At 65.6% G+C, this 22,977-nt stretch carries 23 protein-coding genes and 2 pseudogenes; 12 read left to right on the top strand and 13 right to left on the bottom strand.

The window, feature by feature from the left end; translation table 11 throughout:
* The 4 genes and pseudogenes from NCR35_RS21935 to NCR35_RS21920 form a co-directional block, all read left to right on the top strand.
* A pseudogene (locus tag NCR35_RS21935) lies at nt 1-150 on the top strand (acetyl-CoA C-acetyltransferase); the annotation flags it as partial.
* A 123-nt stretch (nt 151-273) separates the two neighbouring features.
* Entirely contained in the window at nt 274-1,017 is a 744-nt protein-coding gene (gene phbB, locus NCR35_RS21930; RefSeq protein WP_250536019.1) for an acetoacetyl-CoA reductase, read from the top strand.
* A gap of 124 nt (nt 1,018-1,141) precedes the next feature.
* Nucleotides 1,142-1,360 (top strand): hypothetical protein, encoded by a 219-nt coding sequence (locus NCR35_RS21925; protein WP_250536018.1) that lies wholly within the window; start codon nt 1,142-1,144, stop codon nt 1,358-1,360.
* A gap of 114 nt (nt 1,361-1,474) precedes the next feature.
* Nucleotides 1,475-1,813: a hypothetical protein gene (locus tag NCR35_RS21920; protein WP_244850713.1), complete on the top strand. Its 339-nt coding sequence runs from the start codon at nt 1,475-1,477 to the stop codon at nt 1,811-1,813.
* Between the two features lie 182 nt (nt 1,814-1,995).
* Here NCR35_RS21920 and NCR35_RS21915 read toward each other — a convergent pair whose 3' ends face one another.
* The 7 genes and pseudogenes from NCR35_RS21915 to NCR35_RS21885 all read right to left on the bottom strand — a co-directional run bounded on the left by NCR35_RS21915 (nt 1,996) and on the right by NCR35_RS21885 (nt 9,438).
* On the bottom strand, nt 1,996-2,277 hold the full coding sequence (locus NCR35_RS21915) for a DUF4148 domain-containing protein (RefSeq protein ID WP_250536016.1): 282 nt from the start codon (nt 2,275-2,277) through the stop codon (nt 1,996-1,998).
* A gap of 150 nt (nt 2,278-2,427) precedes the next feature.
* Nucleotides 2,428-3,840, bottom strand: coding sequence for a dihydrolipoyl dehydrogenase (lpdA, locus tag NCR35_RS21910; RefSeq protein WP_250536045.1), 1,413 nt, complete (start codon nt 3,838-3,840; stop codon nt 2,428-2,430).
* Between the two features lie 180 nt (nt 3,841-4,020).
* Nucleotides 4,021-4,239 (bottom strand): annotated as a pseudogene (locus NCR35_RS29920) (biotin/lipoyl-containing protein); the annotation flags it as partial.
* A 291-nt stretch (nt 4,240-4,530) separates the two neighbouring features.
* Nucleotides 4,531-5,448 carry an ABC transporter substrate-binding protein gene (locus NCR35_RS21900; RefSeq protein WP_250536043.1) on the bottom strand — a complete coding sequence of 306 codons (918 nt, stop codon included), beginning with the start codon at nt 5,446-5,448 and terminating at the stop codon, nt 4,531-4,533.
* 116 nt (nt 5,449-5,564) lie between these two features.
* Nucleotides 5,565-6,602 (bottom strand): ABC transporter permease subunit, encoded by a 1,038-nt coding sequence (locus tag NCR35_RS21895; RefSeq protein ID WP_250536015.1) that lies wholly within the window; start codon nt 6,600-6,602, stop codon nt 5,565-5,567.
* Nucleotides 6,603-6,620: 18 nt separating this feature from the next.
* Nucleotides 6,621-8,189: a sugar ABC transporter ATP-binding protein gene (locus NCR35_RS21890; protein ID WP_206470684.1), complete on the bottom strand. Its 1,569-nt coding sequence runs from the start codon at nt 8,187-8,189 to the stop codon at nt 6,621-6,623.
* Entirely contained in the window at nt 8,179-9,438 is a 1,260-nt protein-coding gene (locus NCR35_RS21885; protein ID WP_250536014.1) for an ROK family transcriptional regulator, read from the bottom strand. The genes NCR35_RS21890 and NCR35_RS21885 overlap by 11 nt, the downstream gene beginning before the upstream one ends.
* Nucleotides 9,439-9,624: 186 nt before the next feature.
* Between NCR35_RS21885 and msrC the strand changes: the two genes are divergently transcribed.
* Both msrC and NCR35_RS21875 read left to right on the top strand, forming a co-directional pair.
* Nucleotides 9,625-10,140, top strand: coding sequence for a free L-methionine (R)-S-oxide reductase MsrC (gene msrC / locus NCR35_RS21880; RefSeq protein WP_250536013.1), 516 nt, complete (start codon nt 9,625-9,627; stop codon nt 10,138-10,140).
* A 58-nt stretch (nt 10,141-10,198) separates the two neighbouring features.
* Nucleotides 10,199-11,176, top strand: a complete 978-nt coding sequence (locus tag NCR35_RS21875; protein WP_250536011.1) for a substrate-binding domain-containing protein — start codon at nt 10,199-10,201, stop codon at nt 11,174-11,176.
* On the opposite strand, the gene NCR35_RS21870 is transcribed toward NCR35_RS21875, so the two are convergent.
* A complete protein-coding gene (locus NCR35_RS21870; protein ID WP_250536010.1) occupies nt 11,173-12,357 on the bottom strand; it encodes a fumarylacetoacetate hydrolase family protein in 1,185 nt (394 codons plus the stop codon). The genes NCR35_RS21875 and NCR35_RS21870 overlap by 4 nt on opposite strands.
* A 125-nt stretch (nt 12,358-12,482) precedes the next feature.
* Between NCR35_RS21870 and NCR35_RS21865 the strand changes: the two genes are divergently transcribed.
* The 4 genes from NCR35_RS21865 to NCR35_RS21850 all read left to right on the top strand — a co-directional run bounded on the left by NCR35_RS21865 (nt 12,483) and on the right by NCR35_RS21850 (nt 17,886).
* Entirely contained in the window at nt 12,483-13,229 is a 747-nt protein-coding gene (locus tag NCR35_RS21865; protein WP_250536009.1) for an IclR family transcriptional regulator, read from the top strand.
* 303 nt (nt 13,230-13,532) lie between these two features.
* Nucleotides 13,533-14,726, top strand: coding sequence for an HlyD family secretion protein (locus NCR35_RS21860; protein WP_250536007.1), 1,194 nt, complete (start codon nt 13,533-13,535; stop codon nt 14,724-14,726).
* A 3-nt stretch (nt 14,727-14,729) separates the two neighbouring features.
* Nucleotides 14,730-16,313, top strand: coding sequence for a DHA2 family efflux MFS transporter permease subunit (locus NCR35_RS21855; RefSeq protein WP_244850724.1), 1,584 nt, complete (start codon nt 14,730-14,732; stop codon nt 16,311-16,313).
* Between the two features lies 1 nt (nt 16,314).
* The gene (locus NCR35_RS21850) at nt 16,315-17,886 is read left to right on the top strand and encodes an efflux transporter outer membrane subunit (RefSeq protein WP_250536006.1); all 1,572 of its coding nucleotides are present in this window, start codon (nt 16,315-16,317) and stop codon (nt 17,884-17,886) included.
* Here NCR35_RS21850 and NCR35_RS21845 read toward each other — a convergent pair.
* The gene (locus tag NCR35_RS21845; RefSeq protein WP_250536003.1) at nt 17,883-18,122 is read right to left on the bottom strand and encodes a hypothetical protein; all 240 of its coding nucleotides are present in this window, start codon (nt 18,120-18,122) and stop codon (nt 17,883-17,885) included. The genes NCR35_RS21850 and NCR35_RS21845 overlap by 4 nt on opposite strands.
* A 195-nt stretch (nt 18,123-18,317) precedes the next feature.
* Here NCR35_RS21845 and NCR35_RS21840 point away from each other — a divergent pair, with 195 nt between their 5' ends.
* Nucleotides 18,318-18,782 carry a response regulator gene (locus NCR35_RS21840; protein ID WP_244850727.1) on the top strand — a complete coding sequence of 155 codons (465 nt, stop codon included), beginning with the start codon at nt 18,318-18,320 and terminating at the stop codon, nt 18,780-18,782.
* 15 nt (nt 18,783-18,797) lie between these two features.
* On the opposite strand, the gene NCR35_RS21835 is transcribed toward NCR35_RS21840, so the two are convergent.
* The 4 genes from NCR35_RS21835 to NCR35_RS21820 all read right to left on the bottom strand — a co-directional run bounded on the left by NCR35_RS21835 (nt 18,798) and on the right by NCR35_RS21820 (nt 21,431).
* Nucleotides 18,798-19,211: a hypothetical protein gene (locus NCR35_RS21835; RefSeq protein WP_250536001.1), complete on the bottom strand. Its 414-nt coding sequence runs from the start codon at nt 19,209-19,211 to the stop codon at nt 18,798-18,800.
* A 155-nt stretch (nt 19,212-19,366) separates the two neighbouring features.
* Nucleotides 19,367-19,807 (bottom strand): hypothetical protein, encoded by a 441-nt coding sequence (locus tag NCR35_RS21830; RefSeq protein ID WP_250535998.1) that lies wholly within the window; start codon nt 19,805-19,807, stop codon nt 19,367-19,369.
* A 185-nt stretch (nt 19,808-19,992) separates the two neighbouring features.
* The gene (locus NCR35_RS21825; protein WP_250535997.1) at nt 19,993-20,343 is read right to left on the bottom strand and encodes a hypothetical protein; all 351 of its coding nucleotides are present in this window, start codon (nt 20,341-20,343) and stop codon (nt 19,993-19,995) included.
* A 131-nt stretch (nt 20,344-20,474) separates the two neighbouring features.
* The gene (locus NCR35_RS21820) at nt 20,475-21,431 is read right to left on the bottom strand and encodes a serine hydrolase domain-containing protein (RefSeq protein ID WP_250535995.1); all 957 of its coding nucleotides are present in this window, start codon (nt 21,429-21,431) and stop codon (nt 20,475-20,477) included.
* Nucleotides 21,432-21,627: 196 nt separating this feature from the next.
* Between NCR35_RS21820 and NCR35_RS21815 the strand changes: the two genes are divergently transcribed.
* Nucleotides 21,628-22,977 carry an AarF/UbiB family protein gene (locus tag NCR35_RS21815; protein WP_250535993.1) on the top strand — a complete coding sequence of 450 codons (1,350 nt, stop codon included), beginning with the start codon at nt 21,628-21,630 and terminating at the stop codon, nt 22,975-22,977.

Here is a 22,977-nt window from a genome sequence, read left to right as displayed (position 1 = left end):
ATTGCGATCGGGCATCCGATCGGCGCATCGGGCTGCCGCATTCTGGTCACGCTGCTGCACGAAATGCAGAAGCGCGATGCGAAGAAGGGCCTCGCGTCGCTGTGCATCGGCGGCGGCATGGGCGTCGCGCTGGCGGTCGAGCGGCTGTAACCTACATCGCCCGCAGAGCGGGCATCGACGGGCAAAACATCCCGGCGTCGCGCATCAAACCTACACTACAAGCGCGCCGCCGGGAGGCATTCGAGCACCATAGAACCTGAGAGGACTATTAGTATGACTAAGCGTATTGCAGTGGTAACGGGCGGCATGGGCGGCCTCGGTGAGGCCATCAGCATCAAGCTGAACGACGCGGGCTATGCCGTCGTCGTCACGCATTCACCGGGCAACACGATCGTCTCCGACTGGCTCGCCAGCATGGACCGCCAGGGGCGCAACTTCCGCGCGTACCCCGTCGACGTCGCCGACTACGAAGCAAGCCAGCACTGCATCGCGAAGATTCAGCGCGAAGTCGGGCCGATCAGCATTCTCGTGAACAACGCGGGCATCACGCAGGACACCACCTTCAAGAAGATGACGAAGGTGAACTGGGACGCCGTCCTGCGCACGAATCTCGACTCCGTGTTCAACATGACGAAGCCCGTCTGCGAGGACATGGTCACGCGCGGCTGGGGCCGCATCATCAATATCTCGTCGGTGAATGGCTCGAAAGGGCAGATCGGGCAGACCAACTACGCGGCGGCGAAAGCGGGCATGCACGGTTTCACCAAGTCGCTCGCGCTGGAAGTGGCGAAGAAGGGCGTGACCGTCAACACCATCTCGCCGGGCTATCTCGCGACAAAAATGGTGACGGCCATTCCGCAGGACATTCTGGAGTCCAGAATTCTTCCGAAGATTCCGGCGGGGCGTCTGGGCAAGCCCGAGGAAGTCGCGGCGCTCGTCGCGTTCCTCTGTTCGGACGATGCGGGCTTCGTGACCGGCGCGAACATCGCGATCAACGGCGGCCAGCACATGCATTGATCGCTTCGCGCGACAACGCAAATCTCGTTCATCCTCTACGGCAACGCGAAGCAGGCGCTTCGCGTGCCTCGTTTGTCCAAACCGAACGCCGTGCGTCGCTACGACGCGCGGCCGCATCTCGCCAATGGAAGACTTACGCCAGGGCCCACGTCCCTACAACGTGAATCATCTCGACGCGGCTATCGCGCATCTCGAACAGGTGCTGAATCTGGACGGCGCGAATTCGCTTTTCTCGAAGACCTATTGGCGCTCGCGCGTGGACCAGGCGCTGTCGACGCCGGGTCTCGCGCCGTGCCAGCACGCGCGGCTGCAACGTCTGCTCGATCGCATCAGCGAGTCTTGAGCGATTAAGAAGGGCGGCTGCTGCGCCGCCTCATCGCTTGAATTGTCTGATCCGTGAAGGATTCGGCGTACGGCGTTACCATGCGTGCCTCATCGAGATCACGACACGACGCGTATGCCTCATTCATCTCACCATTCATTCGCTAAGCGTGCCGCTGCCGCGCTCAGCGCAGGCTTGCTGCTCGCGCTCGCCGCGTGCGGCACGACGACCGCAGTCACCGCCGGCCCGCAGCCCAACGTCTTCACCGTCACGGGCAAGGCCACCGGCACGCGCATGTCCTGGGTCACCGCGCGTAACCGAGCGATGGACGCAGCCGACGACTATTGCAAGCAGCGTTCACAGCGCCCGCTCGTCAGGTCGGAATCGACGAGCGGCGTGCGATCGCTCGAAGAACAGACTTCCACGGTGACGTTCACCTGCGTCGCGCAGCCGACGCAAGCGGCGAGCGACTGAGCGCGCACGGGCTTCGCCGGGCAGGCACCACGCTATTCGAGTCGAGCTGGCGCTGTATCGCACGACCGGCTTGTCGATCACCGAGGTCATACGTAGAACTAATTAAGGCACGTCGTCCGAGAGAGCCGCAGAGTCAAAAAACAGCGCGCCGCGTCCAACGCGGCGCACGTTCAGCTACGGCATCACTGACCGATGCCGGCCTTCTTCTGGGCCTTCTGAATGTCCTGCGGATACGACGCGTCGTCGCGCTGCGCGGGGTTATAGCCCGCGCTTTCGAGCTTCTTCAGCTCGGCGTTCTTCTTCGCACGCGCTTCCTTGCGCGCTTCCTTGCGCTGGGCTTTGGTCGACGGCGCGGCATCGGTCGTGCTGCTGTTGTCCTGCGCATACGACACGCCCGCGACGGACACGCCGAAGGCAGCCACGATCATCGAGACGGCGAGCTTTCTGGCAAGCATTACGTTCATATCCTCTCCAGGTTTAGATTGCATTGACATCGACGATGCGCGGCCCGCCGTGATCGACACGGCCGCCGCGCGACGATTGTATGGCGGTTCGCGCCATCGTTCAGCGAACGTGCAACGCAAAGGCGGAAACGCGAAGGCAGCTTCGCTCGCTCAGATATTGAGCGCGCGCTTGTTCACCGCGAGCGCCGCCTCGCGCATCACTTCCGAGAGCGATGGATGCGGATGCGAGATGATGCCGATATCCTCCGACGCCGCCTTGAACTCCATCGCCACGACCGCTTCGGCGATCAGATCTGACGCGTTGGCCGAGACGATGTGCACGCCGAGAATCTCGTCGGTCTTCGCATCCGCGATCATCTTGATGAAGCCGTCCGTCTCGCCGATGCCGAGCGCGCGGCCGTTCGCCATCATCGGGAACTGGCCGGTGCGGTACTCGCGGCCTTCCGCCTTGAGCGCCTGTTCGGTCTGCCCGACCCACGCGATTTCCGGGTGCGTGTAGATCACCCACGGAATGCAGTTGTAGTCGATATGCGGCTTCTGTCCGTCGATGATCTCGGCCACCAGCACGCCTTCGTCCTCGGCCTTGTGCGCGAGCATCGGGCCGCGCACGACATCGCCGATCGCGTAGACGTTCGGGACCGTCGTCGCGCAATGGCCGTCGACGGGAATGAAGCCGCGCTGGTCCGTCGCGAGGCCGATGGAATCGAGCCCGAGATTGTCGGTGTTCGGCACGCGGCCGATGGACACGATCAGGCGGTCCGCGTCGAGCGTCTGCTCGGCGCCGTCCTTGTCGGTGTACGAGACGGACACGCCCGCATCCGACGCCTTCACGTTCTCGATCTTCACGCCGAGGTGAATGGTGAGCCCTTGCTTCTTGAAGAGCTTGGCGGCTTCCTTCTGGATCGCGGTGTCGGTGGAGGCGAGAAATTCGGGCAGCGCTTCGAGAATCGTCACTTCCGCGCCGAGCCTGCGCCACACCGAACCGAGTTCCAGGCCGATCACGCCCGCGCCGATCACGGCGAGCTTCTTCGGCGCGGAGTCGAAGGCGAGCGCGCCCTCGTTGTCGGACACGATGCGGTTGTCCACGGGCACGTTCGGCAGATGCCGCGCTTTCGAACCGGTCGCGATGATCACGTGCTTCGCGGTATGCGTCCCGCCTTGCTCGCCGCCGCTCACTTCGATGCGAAACGCGCCGCCCGCCTTGCCCGCGAGCTTGCCGTGGCCCTTGAGCCACGTGATCTTGTTCTTGCGAAACAGGAACTCCACGCCGCCCGTGATCTTCTCGACGATGGCTTCCTTGCGCCCGATCATCTTCTTGATGTCGACGTTCAGGTTGTCCATCGAGATGCCGTGATCGCCGAAATGCAGCTTCGCGTTCTCGAACGCTTCGGACGATGCGAGCAGCGCCTTCGAAGGAATGCAGCCGACGTTCAGGCACGTCCCGCCGAGCTTCGGCTTGCCGGCCGGGTTGATCCATTCCTCGACGCACGCCACCGACATGCCGAGCTGCGCGGCGCGGATCGCGGCGATGTACCCGCCGGGGCCCGCGCCGATCACGATCACGTCGAAGTCGGCTTTGTCTTGCGCAGACTCTGCCGGGCTCGCCTGTTGCGCCGGAGCAGCGGCGGGCTTTTCAGATGCTGTGGCAGGCGCGGGTGCCGGTGCGGGCGATGGCGCGGGCGATGGCGCGGGCGCGGCCGCAGACGGCGCCGCGGCTTTCGCCTCAGTGTCGATGGCGGCGAGCAGTTCGTCGGCGTGGACGATATCGCCTTGCTGCTTGAGCACTTCCGCCAGCACGCCCGATGCGGGCGCGGGCACTTCGAGCACGACCTTGTCGGTTTCCAGCTCGACGAGAATCTCGTCTTGCGTCACGGGGTCGCCCGCTTTCTTTTTCCACGGCAGCATCGTCGCTTCGGTGACGGATTCGGAAAGCTGCGGAACCTTGACTTCAACCCTGGCCATTCAGTTTCTCCTGTCTGCGCTGCTTGATCGATTGAGGACGCGCGTCACCGTTCACCGAAGCACGGCCGCGTCGAAGCCACAGGATACGCCGTGTACGCGGCGTGCGTGCGTGTCCGTGCCGGGCGTCGCCGCGCAGGGTGCGGTCGGCGGCATCGACAGGTTGAAAGGGAGAGTGGGATTGAAGAGTAGGCGGCGCGCCGTTCGAATGGCGGCCGCCGCATGCCGGAGAGACGATGTCCGACGCGCCGCTCGCCGAATCAAGCGAGCGGCGATTACGAGCTTAACGCGACTTTAATGCGGCGCCGACCAGCCCTTGTAATTGGCGACGTTTTCGCGCGTGACGAGCGTGGACGGCATCAGGATCATCGTGCTGCTCGGCTTCTTGCCGTTCATCAGGTCATAGCCGACGCTCACCGCCTGCTGCGCCATCGACCACGGGTCCTGGCTCGCGGACGCCTGAATCAGCGTATCGGTCTTGAGCGCATTCTCGATGTCAGGCGCGCCGTCCACCGACGTAATCACCAGATTCGAGCGATGAAGCTGCTTCGCCGCGAGATCGCTGCCGATAGCTTGCGGATCGTTGATCGCGAACAGGCCGTCGAGCTTCGGGAAGCGCGTGAGATAGCCTTGCATCGCGTTCATGCCGCCTTCGCGCGAGCCTTTCGCGTCCTGATCGTCGGAGAGCACCTTGATGCCCGGGTTCTTCGCGAGCACGGACTTGCAGCCGTTCACGCGGTCGATCACCGCCGACACTTGCGGCCCGTTCTCGATCACGACATTGCCCTTGCCGTTGAGCTTCTTCGCGAGGAAGTCGCACGCGAGCTGGCCGGCCTGCACGTTGTTGGTCTGCACGGTCGCGTCCGCGCCCGCCGCCGCGACGTCCACCGCGACCACGACGATGCCCGCCGCCTTCGCCTTCTTCACCGCCGGCTCGATGGCCTTCGGATCGACGGCATTCAGCAGGATCATGTCGACGTGCGCCGAGATGAAGTTGTCGATCTGCGTGAACTGCTTGTTCATGTCGTAATCGGACGAGACGGCCGTGACCTTCACGTTCGGATTGATGGCCTTCGCCTTGGCTTCCGCGCCCTTCGAAATGGTCACGAAGTACGGGTTGCCGAGCGAGCCGACCGTGATGCCGATGGCCTTCAGTTGCTTATCCGCCGCGTGCGCGGCGAGCGTCATCGTGCATCCGAGCGCGAGGGCCATGCTCGCGAACAGCTTGTTATGCTTGCGCATAGGGTTGTCTCCGGTTGTTTCGTTGATGTTGATGTCGATGGTTGCGACTCTAAGCGATGTAAGGCGTCGTGAACCGACAAGACTCATTACGTACGCGCCGATCCGCGCTGGCGATAACGGTCGAGCGCCACCGCGCCGATAATCACGAGGCCCTTGATGATGTACTGCCAGATGTCCGACACGCCGAGCAGCACGAGGCCGTTCGACAGCACCGCGATGATGAGCGCGCCCACCAGCGTGCCGACGATCGAGCCGACGCCGCCCACGAAGCTCGTGCCGCCCAGAATGACCGCGGCGATGGCGTCGAGTTCATACGACTGGCCCAGTTGCAGGCCGTTCGCCGCATAGAGCCGCGCGGCGGACATGACCGCGCCGAGTCCGGCGAGCAGGCCCGACATCGCGTAGACGAACATCTGGATGCCCCACACCTTGATGCCCGAAAGCCGCGCCGCTTCCGGATTGCCGCCGACCGAATAGATGCGCAGGCCGAGCACCGTGCGCCGCAGGATGAACCACGAGACGATCACGACCGCGAGCGCGATCACGACGAGCCACGGCACGCCGAGAATCGAATCGTTGCCGATGAACGCGAACGGCAGTTGCGGATTGAAGATGGTCGTGTCGTGACCGATCAGCCGCGCGATGCCGCGCACGGCGGTCAGCGAGCCCAGCGTCACGATGAAAGGCGGCAGCTTGAGCAGCGCGATCAGCGCGCCGTTGATGACGCCGAAGCCGAGCCCGACGCCCAGCGCCGCGGGCACGCCGAGCCAGCCCATGCCCTGCAGATTCGACGCGAGCAGCGCCGTGACCGCCGCCGCCGACAGAACCGAGCCGACCGACAGGTCGATGCCGCCCGTCAGAATCACGAAGGTCATGCCCGCCGCGAGCACGATGTTGATCGACGCCTGCTGCGTGACGATCGAGATGTTCTGCAAACTGAAGAAGCCGTCGGTGACCACGCCGAAGCCGATGCACAGCAGAATCAGCACAGGCAACATGCCCGCCGTGCGCATCAGCACTTGCATGCGCTCGCGATGCTCGATGCGGCGCTGCCGCTGGTTCGCGCTTTCGGCGCTTGGAACAGGGGCTGCGCCCGTGTCGTGGTGTTTCGTCGTGTTAGCCATGTCTGTCTCCGAATAACGTCAAGCCGCCTGACCGAGCGCGGCCCGCGAGCCCGTCGCCAGTTCAATGATTCCTTCCTGCGAGATCGGCGTGCCCGAATGGCCGCCGAGTTCGCCCGCGATCACGCCTTCGCGCATCACCAGCACGCGATCCGCCACGCCGATCACTTCCGGCAGTTCACTCGATATCACGATCACGCCGACGCCCGATCGCGCGAGGTCGTTGATGATCCGGTAAATCTCCGACTTCGCGCCGATGTCCACGCCGCGCGTCGGTTCGTCGAGGATCAGCACTTCGGGCTTCGTTTCGAGCAGGCGCGACAGCAGCACTTTCTGCTGATTGCCGCCCGAGAGCGCGCCCGCGTTCACGCGCGCGTTCGGCACGCGAATGGACAGCGCCGCGATGGCGTCGCGCGCCCGCGTGTTTCCACGCGCGATGTCCATCACGCCGGCTTTCGCGTCGCGCCCGGCCACCGCGATGTTGATGTTGTCGCGCACGCTCATGTCGAGAAAAAGGCCCTGGCCCTTGCGGTCTTCGGTGAGATAGACGAGGCCCGCGTCGATGGCGTCGCGCGGCGTGCGCAGCGCGAGCGGCTTGCCGTGCATCGACACTTCGCCGCGCGTGCGTTCCTCCGCGCCGAAGATGAGCCGCGCAAGCTCGGTACGCCCCGCGCCGACCAGTCCCGCGATGCCGAGCACTTCGCCCGCGTGCAGGTCGAGGCTGCATCCGCGCACGCGGTTGTCGTCGGCCATGTCGCGCACGGACAGCACGACGTGGCCGGGATCGTAAGGCGCGTGCTCTTTCTTGTAGAAGCCGGAAATGTCGCGGCCGACCATCATGCGCACGAGGCTTTCGGCGGAGAGTTCGTCGCGCATCAACGTGCCGACGTAGCTGCCGTCGCGCAGCACCGAGACGCGGTCCGACAATTCGTAGATCTCCGCCATGCGGTGACTGATATAGATGATCGCGATGCCTTCCTCGCGCAGTTGACGCACGAGCTCAAAGAGGCGATCGGTTTCGCGCGACGAGAGCGGCGTGGTCGGCTCGTCCATCACGAGAATGCGGGCGTGCGCGTGTACGGCGCGCGCGATTTCGACCAGTTGCCGCTCGGCAATCGACAAGTCGCCGACGAGCGTGTGCGGCTTGAACGCCGCGCCCAGGCGCTTCAATACGTCTTCGCAGCCGCGCTCCATGCCGGGCCGGTCGACGAGCGACCACGCGCCTTTGCCGCGACGCAGTTCGCGCCCGGCGTAGATGTTCTCGGCCACCGAGAGGTTCGGCGCGAGACTCAGTTCCTGATAGATCACGGCGACGCCGAGCGAGCGCGCGGCAAGCGGCCCGTCGATGACGACAGGCTTGCCGTCGATCAGAATCTGGCCGCCGGGGTCCGCCTGATACGCGCCCGAGAGAATTTTCATCAGCGTGGATTTGCCCGCGCCGTTTTCGCCCATCAGCGAATGCACTTCGCCGGGATACACGGACAGGCGCACGTCGTTCAACGCGCGCACGCCGGGAAACGTCTTGCTGATGCCGCGCATTTCGAGCAGCGGCGTGCGTGCCTCCGGCGAAAGGGCAGAGTCATGCGGCATGGTTCACCTCCTGCGATTTGACACCCGCGCCGCGATGCAGCCCCACGCGTGGCGAGAAGTTGAAGAACATCGGCAGCGTGGCCGCGCCGATTGCGCCCGCGTCCGGGCCGAAATTGCCGCGCACGATCTCCGGCGTGCCGCGCGCTTCGGGCGCGTTCGCGGCCATCGTCGCGGCGAGACGGTCGATCAGGCGGTCGAGCAGGCCGCCGTCGATATCGGAATCGATCACGACCATCGGCACGTCGAGCACGCAGAGCATCGCGCGCAACGCGGGAGCCAGGGCTTCGATGCAGTCGTCGATCCATTCTTCGACTGCGGGCAGACGCCGCTCGATGCACGCCTGCACGTCCAGGCGGCTCGCCGCCGGCGCGCCGGAAAAGTGCAGATGCCGCACGAGCGCATTGAGCGATGCGCGCGAAAGCAGAATGTCCCACTGGCCGGGCGGCTGCGGCGCGGACGGCAGGCGGCTCGGCCGCACCGGCATCACGCCGATGTCGCCCGCGTTGCCGGTCGCGCCGCGCAGACAGTCGCCGTCGATGGCGACGCCGCCGCCGATGGCCGAGCCGAGAAAGAGATAGACGAAGTCGTCGCAGTGGCGGCCGTGGCCGTAGAACAACTCGGCGGTCGCGGCGGCGTTGCCGTCGTTTTCGCCGAAGACGGGCAGGGCGAGCGCGCGGGACAGCGCGGCGGGAAAGTCCGTCTGATCCCACGCGCGGAAGATGTCGGCGCTCGTCGTATCGGCGCTCACGCCCAGTTCGCGCAGCCAGCTGCCGAGGTTGTACGGCTGCGCGACGCCGATTCCGGTCAGACGCTCGCGCTCCGCTTGGCTCAAGAGGCCGAGCATGCCTTCGATGTCGCGCTGAACGATCTCCAGCACCGCCGACGGATGCGGCAGCACGCGATCCAGCGCGCTCCGGACGAGCACGTCGCCCGCGAAATTGACGAGCACCGTCTCGATGCTTGTGCGGTCGAGCCGCACGCCGATGCCGAACGCGCCGCGCGGATCGAGCCGGATGAGCGACGCGGGCTGGCCGCGCTGGCCTTCGAGCCGCCGTCCGCTGTATTCGATCAGACCGGCGCGTTCGAGCGACTCGACGATACTGCCGACCGCCGTGCTCGTCAGATTCGCGTGACGCGCGAGATCGGCCTTCGACGCCGGTTCGGTGCGGCGCAGCGCCTGTAGCAGCAAACGCTCGTTGTATCGGCGCACGGACGCGGAATTGCTTCCTCTGCCGCTCGGCAATTTCACTGGCTGTCTCCGGTTATGCTGGCAACCGTCATCTGTGTGACGATTAATTAAATCAAGTTGATTTATTTAATACCGGGGCCGACAGGGTGTAAAGCAGGGAAATCCCGAAGCCGATTTGGCATCCGGCGTGCGGCGATCAGCGCATAGACGCTAAGCTACACCTCGATCGCACTTCGAGCCGCCGCCATGTTCACGCTCTCCACGCCTTCCACGCCTTCCCACGCCAGCAAGTCCGCGCACTACGACGACCTGCTGCACCAGGCCCGTTCGCTGATCGGCGACGAAGCCGACTTCATCGCGAACGCGGCGAACTTCTCGTCGCTCGTCTATCACTCGCTGCCGGATATCAACTGGGCCGGCTTTTATCTGTTCGATGGCGACGAACTCGTCGTCGGGCCGTTTCAGGGCAAGCCCGCGTGCGTGCGCATCGCGCTCGGACGCGGCGTGTGCGGCACGGCCGCCCGCGAACGCAAAACGCAAGTCGTCCCCGATGTCGACGCATTTCCTGGCCATATCGCGTGCGATTCGGCGTCGCGCTCGGAGATCGTCGTGCCGCTCGTCGGGAGCGACGGCACGCTGATCGGCGTATGGGACGTCGACAGCCCCGTGCCCGGCCGCTTCGACGAAGAAGACGCCCGCGGCATGGAAGCGCTGTGCGCCGCGTTCATCGCGCTCGCATGGGAAGAGCGTCCGCAAGCGTGAGTCGTGGTCGCTGCCGTTTGTCTACAATGAGGCGACCGTCGATCCCCGACCCGCCTCCATGATCAGCCTTGCTCGCCGCCGTCTGCTCACCACGTGCGCCCTCGCCGCGAGCGGGCTCGCGTCCGTGCGACCGGCCGCCGCGCAGCCCGGCGGCAAGGCGAGCGTCGCGCTCGTGATGAAATCGCTCGGCGATCCCTTCGTCCAGTCGATGATCGACGGCGCGAAGAACTACCAGCGGCACTATGCGTCGCAACTCGACCTCACGACCTACGGCACGCTCACGGACAACGACGTCACCGGGCAAAGGCGCATCATCGAAACGCTCGTCGCGGCGAAAGTGGACGCCATCGTGATCGCGCCGACCGATTCGAAGGCGCTCGTGCCGGTGGCCGCGAAAGCGGTCGCGGCGGGCGTCATCGTGATCGCCATCGACAATCCGTTCGACGACGACGCGCAGGAAGCGGCGCACGTCACCATTCCGTTCGTCGGGCCGGACAGCCGGCGCGGCGCGCGGCTCGTCGGCGCGTATCTCGCGTCGAAGCTAAAGGCAGGCGACGAAGTCGGCATCATCGAAGGGCCGCCGAACGACCGCAACGCGCAGCAGCGCACGATCGGCTACAAGGAAGCGATGAGCGCCGCGCAACTGCGTGTGAGCGCCCTCGACACCGGCGATTGGACCGCGCCCAGCGGCAAGTCCATCGCGCTGCAAATGCTGTATGCGCACCCGGCGCTGCGCGGTTTGCTCTGCGCGAACGACAACATCGCGATGGGCGCGATCGACGCCATTCGCATCGCAGGCAAAAAGGGCCGCGTGCTCGTGACCGGCTACAACAACATCAGCGCGGTGCAGCCGCTTCTCGACGACGGCAGCATGCTCGCGACCGTCGAGCAGTTCGGCGCGCGGCAGGCCGTATTCGGCGTGGATGTCGCGGTGAAGGCGCTCGTCGAACGGCGCCGTCAGCGCGACTTGTCGCCGTACATGGAGACGCCGGTGCAGGTGGTGACGCGCGAGAAGACGCGCGCCCCGCGCGCTTAAGCGTCCGCCGCGAGCAGGCCGCGCGCAGCGAGGCTGCGATACAGCGCGCGCACGCCGAAGGTCCACGGCTCGATTTCCGTCGAAAGGCGCACGGTGTTCACGAGCGCGCCGAGTTCCGGCGTCGAGATGGTGACGACATCGCCCAGATGATGCGTGAAGCCGCCGCCTTCCGTGTCGCGGTCCTTGATCGGCGAGAACATGGTGCCGAGAAACAGCATGAAGCCGTCCGGATATTGATGATGCGCGCCGTGCGTCTGCGCGACGAGATCGGCGGGATCGCGGCTGATCTCGCTCATGTGGCTCACGCCTTCGAGCACGAAGCCGTCGTCCTCGCCTTCGATGCGCAGCGACACGCTCGTGCCTCGCACGGTGTCCAGCGTGAATTGGCCGTCGAAGAGCCGCACGAACGGGCCGATCGCGCACGACGCGTTGTTGTCCTTCGCCTTGCCGAGCAACAGCGCGCTGCGGCCTTCGATGTCGCGCAGATTCACGTCGTTGCCGAGCGTCGCGCCGACGATCTCGCCGCGTCCGTTCACCGCCAGCACGATTTCCGGCTCGGGGTTGTTCCACTGCGAGGTCGGATAGAGGCCTACGTCCGCGCCGAAGCCGACCGACGACATCGGCTGCGACTTCGAGAACACTTCCGCATCCGGCCCGATGCCGACTTCCATGTATTGCGACCACGCGCCGCGCCGCTCGAGTTCTTCCTTCACCTTCTGCGCGCTTTCGGAGCCCGGCTTGATCTTGGAAAGATCCGCGCCGATCAGCTTGTTGATGGTGTCGCGCACTTCCTGCGCCTTGGTCGCGTCGCCGCCGGCCTGTTCTTCGATCACGCGCTCCAGCAGACTCACTGCGAAGGTGACGCCGCACGCCTTCACGGCCTGCACGTCGCACGGGGCGAGCAGGCGCAAGCCGCCGGGCGCGGCCTCGAGCGTCGCTTGCAGCAGTTCTTGCGCGGTGCCGAGGCGTTCGCCCTGTGCGTTCTTCGCGATGTCGAGCGCGTCGGGGCGGTCGAAGAGATCGGCGGTGGTCGGGGCGGCGCGGGTGATGTCGAACACTTCGCCGTTTCGCACCGCGACGACAGCGGGACCATCGACCGGCGCGGGACGCCATACGCGGCCGATCAACACGGCATCGGCTAAGTCTTCGGGCAGGCAGGAGGAGACGGAAACGGGCGGCATGGCAGGGTCACCGGGCATCGGAAAAGGGAAAAACGATCGTAGCTTGCCGCTCCCTCACTGTCCATTGGGTTGCATGTTTGTCCAATATGCTGGACGATGCACGCATCCCCGATGCGACGACTCACATGGAAAAAAACTACGACGTTCCGGCGCTGCGCCGCGCAAACGATATCCTCGAAGCGCTCGCCGACGCGGCCAAGCCCGTGCGCGCCGCCACGCTCGCGGAGCGCACCGGCCTCTCGCGCAGCACGCTTTATCTGATGCTGGAAACGCTCGCGCGCATGCAGTGGATCGAGAAGCGCGACGACGGCTATGTGATCGGCGTCGGCCTGTTCGAGCTCGGCAACGCCTATGTGCGGCACGATGCGCTGCAGGCGGCGTTTCGCGAGGGCGCGGGCGCGTTCATCAACACGCACAACGAAGTCGTGCAGCTCGCTGTGCTGGACGGCGTGCAAGTGGTGTATGTCGCACGCGAGGACGCGCATCGGCCGGTGCGGCTCGTGTCCGATCTCGGCTCGCGGCTGCCCGCGCACTGCTGCGCGCTCGGCAAGGCGCTGCTTGCGGGACTGGCCGACGAAGCCGTCGTCGAGCGGCTGCCCGAGCGTCTCGAAGCGGTGACGCCGCGCACCATCACGCGCCGCGCCGCGCTCTTGCGCGAACTGGCCGCGATACGCGCGAGCGGGCTCGCGGTCGAGCGGGAGGAAGTGGCCGAAGGGCTCGCGTGCTTCGCGGCGTATGTCGGCGTGACGCCTGCGGGCAAGCGCGTCGCGGTATCGACGAGCGTGCCTGTCGGACGGCTCGACGCGAAGCGCGAAAAGCAGATCTCGATGGGCATCGTGCAACTCGCGGCGAAGCTGCGCCAGGCGCTCTGAGGCAATTGTTTGCACGACTGCGCCGTGCAGCTTTTGCCAGCTATTTTGAAAACCGCGCCGGGCAATCAGCGCCTCGAAAACGCGCGGATTCATGCCAGTCCGCACGGGCGTTCGGTTCGGCCGGTTTGCGGCCGAATTGCACGCATTTGGGAATGCGTCTTGCTCAGATCGTCCGCTCGAATGCCCTGACCGGCAGTCGCACACCGGTCACGCTCGTCACGCAGTATCCGCACGAGGACCGCCCGGCCGCGCCGGGATTTCACCCCGAGTCGAACTTCGGACTCCAACCGCAAAGCGAACGCGATGTCAGATCGAGACGAAACTCAGGACGATGCACGCCCCGGCGCCGCGAAGGAAGACGGCGAGCGCGAGTCATCGGAGAAAAACGACCAAGCCGGGAAGGGCGATAAAGCCAAGAACGGCGACAAGACGAACGGCAACGGCAAGGAAGAGCGCAAAGGGCCCGGCAAGAAGCCGTTGATCATTCTCGGCATCGTCGTCGTGCTGCTCGCGATAGGCGCGCTCGTCTGGTGGTTCATGACGCGCAATCAGGAAACCACCGACGACGCCTATACCGATGGCGACGCCGTCACCATCGCGCCGAAGGTATCGGGCTATGTCGTCGCGATGAACATCGACGACAACCGCTTCGTGCACAAGGGCGATCTGCTGATCCGCATCGATCCGCGCGATTATCAGGCGCAACTCGATCAGGCGAACGCGCAACTCGGTCTCGCGCAGGCGCAATTGCATGCCGCCGAAGTGCAGTTGCAGGTCGCGCGGGTTCAGTATCCCGCGCAACTCGCGCAGGCGCAGGCGCAGGAAGCCAGCGCGCGCGCCAATCTCGCGCAGGCGAGCGCGGCCTACCAACGCCAGCAGTCCGTCGACGTTCGCGCGACCTCACAACAGAACATCGACGCTGCGACCGCGCAACAGAAGAGCGCTCAAGCGAACGTCGCCGAGGCGCGCGCGCAGGTGCGCACGGCGAGCCTCGTGCCGCAGCAGATCGCGCAGGTCGTCGCGACAGTCGAAGAGCGACGCCAGCAAGTGCGGCAGGCGCAGGCGCAAGTGGAAACCGCGCAGCTGAATCTCTCGTACACCGAACTGCGCGCGCCCTCCGACGGCTGGGTCACCAAACGCAACGTGCAGTTCGGCACCTTCTTGCAGGCGGGCACGTCGATTCTCACGCTCGTCACCACGCGCGTGTGGGTGACGGCGAACTTCAAGGAGTCGCAACTTTCGCGCATGCATCCGGGCGACAAAGTGGATATCGACGTCGACGCGTATCCCGGCCTCTCGCTGCACGGCCATGTGGACAGCATTCAGCTCGGCAGCGGCTCGCGCTTCTCCGCGTTCCCCGCCGAAAACGCGACCGGCAACTTCGTGAAGATCGTGCAGCGCGTGCCGGTGAAGATCGTCATCGATAGCGGCATGAAGCCGGACACGTCGCTGCCGCTGGGCTTGTCCGTGGTGCCCACCGTCATGCTGCGCCACTGAGCCATGAGCGAATCCACAGCACAGGACCACAGCGGCTGGAAGCCGAGCGCGAATCCGTGGCTCATCGCCGTGGTCGTCACGCTCGCGGCCTTCATGGAAGTGCTCGACACGACCATCGTGAACGTGGCGCTGCCGCACATCTCCGGCACCATGTCCGCGAGCTACGACGAGGCGACGTGGACGCTCACGTCCTATCTCGTCGCGAACGGCATCGTGCTGCCGCTTTCCGCGTATTTCTCGAAGATTCTCGGGCGCAAGCGCTACTTCCTGATCTGCATCGCGGCGTTCACGGTGTGCTCGTTTCTCTGCGGCATCGCGACGAATCTCGGACAACTGATCGTCTTTCGCATTCTGCAAGGCTTCTTCGGCGGCGGTTTGCAGCCGAGCCAGCAGTCGATCATTCTCGACACGTTTCCGCCGGAGCAGCGCGGCCGCGCGTTCTCGATCTCGGCGGTGGCGATCGTCGTGGCGCCCGTGCTCGGGCCGACGCTCGGCGGCTGGATCACCGACAACTTCACGTGGCGCTGGGTGTTTCTGCTGAACGTGCCGGTCGGCGTGCTGACGACCATCGCGGTGATGCAGTTCGTCGAAGATCCGCCGTGGGAAAAGCGGCAAAGCCACAAGGACGTGGGCATCGACGTGGTCGGCATCGGTCTGATCGCGCTCGGGCTCGGCTGCCTGCAAGTGTTCCTGGATCGCGGCGAGGACGACGACTGGTTCGCGTCCAACTTCATCGTGACCTTCGCGGTGCTCGCGGCGATCGGCATCGTCGGCGCGGCGTTCTGGCTCGTGTACGCGAAAAAACCCGTGGTCGATCTGCGCGTGATGAAGGACCGCAACTTCGCGCTCGGCTCGCTCTCGATTGTCGGCTTCGCTTCGGTGCTCTACGGCAGCGCGGTGCTCATTCCGCAGCTCGCGCAGCAGCAACTCGGCTATACCGCGACGCTCGCGGGCCTCGTGCTGTCGCCGGGCGCGTTGCTTATCGTGTTTCTCATTCCGGTCGTCAGCAAGCTGATGCTGTGGGTGCAGACGCGCTATCTCGTCGCGTTCGGCTTCTTTCTGATGGGCTGCGCGTTGATCTATTCGCATCACCTCGTGCCGAACGTCGACTATCGCACGCTCACGATGATGCGCAGCGCGCAGTCAGCGGCCATCGGCTTTCTGTTCGTGCCGGTGACGACGCTCGCGTATCTCTCGCTGCCGAAGTCGATGAACAACGACGCCTCCGCGCTGTTCACGATGTTCCGGAACGTGGCGGGCTCCATCGGCATTTCGCTCGCCACCGCGATGATCCGCGAGCGCACGCAGGCGAACATGGCGCATATGGTCGAGCATCTGACGCCGCTGAATCAGCCGTACAACGACACGGTGCAGCGCATCGCGCGAACGCTGATGGACACGGGCCAGACCATGTCGCAGGCGATGGGCGCGGCGACCGGCCAGATGTACAAAACGCTCGTCTCGCAGGCGACGATTCTCGCGTACCTCGACGTGTTCGCCGCGTGCGCGATCTTCTCGTTCCTTTTCATTCCGATCACGTTCTTCTTCTCGCCGGTGAAGGCGTCCGGTCAGGCGGGAGGACATTGACATGACGCAGCGACTTTCCGCTCGACTTTCGATTCCGGTACTTGCGCTGGCGATGGGCGCCTGCACGGTCGGCCCCGACTTCAAACCGCCTGTCGCCGACACGCCCGGCAACTGGACCGACATGCAGCGCGCGCAGAACGCAACGCCGGATGCGCGCGCGCCGCACGCCGACGCGCCTTCCGTGGCGAGCACATCCGCCGATCCCGACCCGCGCTGGTGGAAGCAGTTCGACGATCCGATGCTCGATTCGCTGATCGATCGCGCGGTGGCCGGCAATCTCGATCTGCAAAGCGCCGTGCTGCGCATCGCGCAAGCGCGCGAGCAGAGCGTGTCGGCGGTGGCGCAAGGCTTGCCCCAGATCAGCGCGAACGCGAGCGTCATGCGCGAGCAACTCGGGCTGAAGGGCTTGCTCGAATCGCAAGGGCTGTACAGCCGCATCGACTCGCTGGGCGCGAACCGCGCGCCGATCCGGCAGGGCCTCGACTCCGCGACCGGGCCGGTCACGCTGTTTCAGGGCGGCTTCGATGCGTCGTGGGAGCTCGATCTTTTCGGGCGCGTGCGGCGCTCGGTCGAATCGGCGAATGCAGAGACGCAGGCGGAGATCGAAAGCCGCAACGACGCGCTGGTCTCGCTCGAAGCCGAAGTCGCGCGCACGTACGCGCAGTTGCGCGGCGCGCAGTCCATCCGCCAGATCACGCTCGACGAGATCGACGCCGAGCAGCAGATTCTCGACCTCACGCGCGAGCAGGCGCGCGTCGGCCTGACGAGCCAGCAGGACGTGCAGAGCGCGAGCGCGCAAGTCGGCGCGTTGCAGGCGCAGGTGCCGTCCTTGGAGGCGCAGATCGCGCAGGCGATGAACGGCCTCGCCGTGCTGACCGGCAGCGCGCCCGGCACGCTGGACGCCGAATTGTCCGATGCCCGCGCGGTGCCGCCCGTGCCGCCGACGGTGCCGGTCGGCGTGCCGTCGACGCTCGCGCGCCGCCGTCCCGACATCCGCCGCGCCGAAGCGCAATTGCACGCGGCCACCGCCGAAGTGGGCGTGGCCGTCGCCCAGCTGTATCCGGACATCTCGCTGACCGGTCAGGTCGGCACGCGAGCGACCAAAGCGAAATACCTCGCGCGCTGGTCGAGTCTCTTCTGGTCGGTCGGGCCGAGCATTTCGCTGCCGATCTTCGAAGGCGGCGCGCTGCGCTCGAACGTTCGCGTGGCGAAGGCGCAGGCCGCGCAGGCGGCGCTGCAGTATCGGCAGACGGTGCTCACGGCGCTTCAGGATGTGGACAACGCGCTCGTTGCATATCGCACCGAGCAGGACCGGCGCGCGGCTCTGGTGCGCACCGTGGAGGCGAATCGCGTGAGCCTGCAACTCGCGACGGACAGCTATCGCAAGGGACTGACCGCGTTCGTCACGGTGCTCGACGCCGAGCGCCAGCTTGCGCAAACGCGCGAGCAGCTCGCGCAATCGACGGTGAACGTGACGACGGATCTGATCGCCGTGTACAAGTCGCTCGGCGGCGGATGGCAGGACGATGCGCAAGACGGCGGCAGCAAGAACGCCGATGCAGGCAACGGCTAGCGGCGGCGCTTCTTCCAGTCGTAGTCGGCGGGCGGATCGGCGACGCCCGGCTTGCCGACCGATTGCGGATTCTCGCTGCACAACGTGACGAAGCCGACCGTCTCGCCTTGCGCCTGGCGCTTGCGCAATTCTTCGGCGAAGCGCAGCGCCTCGGCGAGCGCGGCGGCGTCGAACTGCCGGTGACGCGCGTGGCTTTCGGCCTCCGCTTCGCCTTCGAGCCAGTAGACGACGAACATCGTGTGCCTCCAAAGGAAGCGAGCATGTCGCTCGCAGGTGAGCTCGGTTCTTCTTGGTGCAAGCGTCCGGCCCGCGCGGCGTCCGGGTATTCCCGAGGTGCAACGTTGGCGCGCGCCGCATTGTTCGGGCAAACCCGTGCATGCTGCGTCGCGGAACGCGCGTTGCTGAAATAGTCGGTCTATCCGAGGCCAAAAATGCAATCTACGCAACGACAAGCCCGCGTACCCGAAGAAGCGATCTGGCAGATTCCCGTTCGCGCCGCGCATCACGACGAACCGCGCGTGCTCATCGCCGACGACGACCTCGACGCGACGCGCGCCATCTGCCTCGCGTTCGAGGACGCCGACTTCAACGTGCGCGCCGTGCATACGGGGCTCGACGCCGTGGCGCTCACGCGCAAGTGGCGACCCGGCGTGGTGCTGCTCGATCTGATGATGCCGCTTGGCGACGGCTGGGAAGCGGCCGAGGCCATTCGGGCGCTGGATATGTCGATGATGCTGATTGCGCACACGGGCCGCACATGCCCCGACGATTGCGCGCGGGCGCGTCGCACGGGGTTCAACGGCTACTTCGTGAAGCCGAGTCCGCTGGATCGCATGATCGATGTGATGCGCGCCTATTATTCGACCCACGAGCCACGGCGCGAGCGCGAGTGCTGAAGGTGCGCCGGATGACTAGACTTGCTTGAGACGGCGCAGGGCGTCGTTTCGCGAGGTGCCGGCCGCGGCCGGCGGGCTCAGCAGCGCGCTGTCGTTCCGGTCGACCGGCCGCGCGGGCAGCGTGCGCTGCAATCCGGCGCTGAAGCCCTTCCGAAATGCGCGGCGGTAGGTTCGGCGGTACGCTTCTTCAGCCGACACTTCGCCGGTGTAGTCGGACAGCGCCTCGGTCAGCGCGCGTTGCTCATGCGCGAGCGTGCGCAGCAGATCGATCAACACGGGCTGACCGACGCCCGCGCCGTCCCCGCTCGCGAGCACGTCCGACAGCGCGGCGACCGCACGCGCCACATCGGTGCTGCGCTTTTCGATTGCCACCGCATGCGCGATGACAGGATGCCCTTCGGGGGTGATCGTGATCTTGACTCGGTCCATAAGCTCTTCCTCATTGCTCGGTACATGGCGCAACGCGCCAACTCCTTCGCGAGAAAGCATTTCTGTGCCTCTGGACAAATGGCTGCGCGCGGCCGCGCGAAGTGTGCCCGACTCGATCGCGGGCGGCAACTGCCGTGGCGCGCGGACGCAGCGTTTCAGGCGTTGACGCGCCGTGCCGGAACTTCGTCCACCGCCACCGCGGGCGCGTCCATCTCACGATCGACATGCTGCTTCAGCACGTCTTCCCAATATTGGCAGTAGCCGGCCCAGAACGGCACTTGCGTTTGCGCGCAGGCATCGGCCGGCAGCGGATGCGGCAGCATGCGGGCGAGCCGCGCAATCTCCCTGCGCTTCCACTGCAGCAGCGTGCGGCGCGGGCCGCGTACGGCCGGGCACAGTTCGTTCATGCGCGTGATGGCCAGCCACAGACCTTCGGCCGGATGCGAAGCCATGGTCGTGAGAATCGCGGTGTTCGGGCGCGGCCCGCGCTCGTGACAGACGATGGCGCCGATCTGCCCGAGGATATACATGCTTCGTTCGATACTCTCACCGGCTGGCGGCTGCATGGCGCGTCCTTTTTCTGATGGTTGTTTCATGGCGCTCTCGATTGCCTCATTGCAGCAGGAAGCCGTTGCCACACGGATTCCGGCATCGCGATATTGATACGTTATAGCGTGAGCACATTACGATACCGTATCGAAAATAATCGGGATCGCATATCGACAAAAATCTACATTGACGAGGGCGGTTTTTGCTGCCGCTGGCCAGCGATCACCCGCGATCACCGCTGCGTGTAATCGATGGGCTCCGGCGGCGCGTTGGCCGCCAGTTCCTGGCGCCGCTGCTCGGTCGCGGCGTGAACGCCCTTGTCGTAGAAGGCTTGCGCGGTGTGCTGTTCCAGCGCGGCGAGCAATGGAACGCTTTCTTCGGCGAGAGAATGCATGAGATGCAGGATGTCGCGCTTCATCGGCTCGGGAAACGCGCAGAAGTGCTCGAACGCGCCGGGCGCGGCGATCATGCCGACCAGCGACGAAAGCAGTCGCGCGCGGCTTTTGCAATGCTCGCCGATGGGCTCGGCGTGCGAAACGACGACGCGCCCCTGCGCATCCACCGTAATGTCGAAGGACTTCATGCGATACCTCGCTCGCCTCGAATGTCCGCCATGGCAACGGACGCAAAGCGAGATTACCTGCGCGCGAGGCTTTGATCTGCGCTCAGTTCGGAAACGACGCCGCGAGCAATTCGAAACAACGCCGGCGAGGATCAGCGTGCGTCGAGGCCGAGCACGTGTTCTTCGAAGAGCGCGCGGACGTTCTTGTTCGCGGCGGTGTTGTCGCATGTGGCGGCTGCGACGATTCCCGCCTCGCGCGCAACGAAAATGAACTGCTCGCCGAAGCCCGCCGCGAACGCATAGCGCGGCGCGATCCACCACAGGTAGCCGTACTGCGCGTGCTGCATCGGCGGGCCGCCTTGGCTGTGCACCGACATGGCGTCGTCGATGAACGACGCATCAACCAGTTGCGCGCCCTGCCATGTGCCGCGATCCAGCATCAGCGTGCCGAGCTTCGTCATGTCGCGGGCGCGCAGCATGAGGCCGCGCCCCGCAAACGTATGACCGTCTTCGTCGGCGATCCATTCGCTCGTTTCGATGCCGAGCGGCGCGAACAGCTTGTCGCGCACATAGGCTTCGACGGTCGCGCCCGTCACCGCTTCGATGGCGAGCGAGAGCAACTGCACCGCATGCGAGTCGTAGCGAAAACGCGTGCCGGGCGCGTCGGCCATCGGACGCGAAAGCACGAAATTCAGGCGGTCGTCCTCGCCGGCGAGCCGCTCGCACGCGCCGAGCAGACACTTGTCCACTGCGCCCGGTTCGCAGTCGAAGCCCGAGGTCATCGTCAGCAGATGGCGCAGCGTGATGCGTCGCACGCGCGCGTCCAGCGCTGGATCGCGCGCCTTTTCGATGATGTCGCCGATCGGCGTGTCGAGGTCCGCGAGCAGCCGCTCGGTCAGCGCGATGCCCACGGCGAGCCCCACGACGCTCTTCGTGACCGAATTGACGTTTTCGAGCGTATCGGGCGCGGCGTCGCTGCGGTAATGTTCGAATTCGATGCGGCCGTCCCGCACGACGACGAAGGTTCGCACGCCGCTGTTCTCGCTTTGCAGCGCATCGCGCAGGGCGCTAGGGTCTCGTTCATCGACGGAAGCGTCTTCCGTTGTCATGTGCATGGTGGTCCAAAGTAGACCGCAGGAACGCGGGTTCGATTCGTGCTGCAAGATGCTGCAAATCGAGCAAGCCGAATGCCACGGCACACTCAAGCCAAAAGGACTTCATTTGCCCGTCCGACGACTCGCAACGCTCTGGCGTCTTGGCCGGGCGTTCGTCCGCGAAAGCCATTCAGATAGCGACGGCGCGTCGATGCAACGCATCGCGCGCTTTTTCGCCATGCATGGCGCGCGCGCCGCGCCGCTCGCAGGCGGCGTGCCGGCGTTGAGCCAGTTGCCGCGCGTGTTCTCGCTGGCATCCGACGCGCTCACGCGGCATCCCGCGCTCGCGGAAGCCGCGGTGCGCGTGGCGCTGTCCGAGATGGAAGGTCTGTTCACGCCCAACGATGCCGCCAGCTTTCGCAGCGCGTGCGCGCTCGCGCTCGCAGCCGCGCCGCGCGCCGACATCACCGGGATCAGCGCAGCGCCGCTGCGCTCGGGCATCGCGGAGCAAACGCATACGGCACGTATCGACGGCGTGCCGGTCCGCATCACGCTGCTTCGCGCGGACGCACGCCAGGAACTCGCCGACGATCTCGATCTGGCGCTCGCCGCCGCGCGCTTCGCCGAGCGGCGTTCGGCGACGGCCCGCGAGCTGCAGGCGGTGCAGTGGTTGAGCCGCGTGCGCGAGAGCGTGCATTCGATGATCGACCTGCGCCAGCGCGCCGCCGATCAAAGCTATCTGCGTTACCGCCTGCGCGACGACGACCGGCTCGCCGTGCCCGAAGTGCTCTGGGACTTTTGCAACGACGCCGTGCTGACGACGCGCGCCATCGACACCGTGTCGCTATCCGACGGCCACGCGCTCGCATCGCATGGTCTCAAACAGGCGGATCTCATCGCGACGCTGATCGAAGCGTTCTTCGAAATGGCGCTCGGGCAGGGCGTGTATCACGCGGGGCTGGATGCGGCGGGCGCGCGCGTCAGCATCGATCCCGGCACGCGCGGCCAGATCGTGCTCGAAGCCGACAACGCGATTTCGTTCTTCGCTGCGCATGAGCGCGATTTCATCGTCGGTGTATCGAACTCACTGCTCGAAGGCGATCACAAGGCGGCGGCGCGCACGCATCTCGAACACGGGCGGCCGGAGCAACACGCGGCGCATCACGAAGTGCGCGTCGAATCGACGTATCGCCGGGAAGCGGAGCGGTTCTCGTCGCCGGATGCGCGGCAGGGCGCGCGCGTCTCGCATTTGTTCGATGCGATCGGCAAGGCGCCCGCCGAGCACATGTTCAGCGCGGCGCACGGGCGCATTGCGTCGCGGGCCGTGCTGCTGTCACGTTCGATGGAGACGATCGAGCGCATGGCGCACTCGGTCGCGCCGGATGTCGATGTGTGGAAGATCGCGCGGCGTGTGATCGCCCGGCTCGCGGCGGACCAGTTCGGCTGCCATGGTCTGCTCGCGCATCTGGCGCAGGAAGCGACGCACTGGCCGCAATTGCTCCCGCGTCTGCCGACTTTGATCGCCAAGCGCGCGGGGGCGTCGCAAGGCAACGCGTTCTGA

Source organism: Caballeronia sp. AZ10_KS36, from assembly GCF_023631105.1.
Lineage (GTDB): Bacteria > Pseudomonadota > Gammaproteobacteria > Burkholderiales > Burkholderiaceae > Caballeronia.
This window is presented reverse-complemented; position numbering and strand designations above follow the sequence as displayed.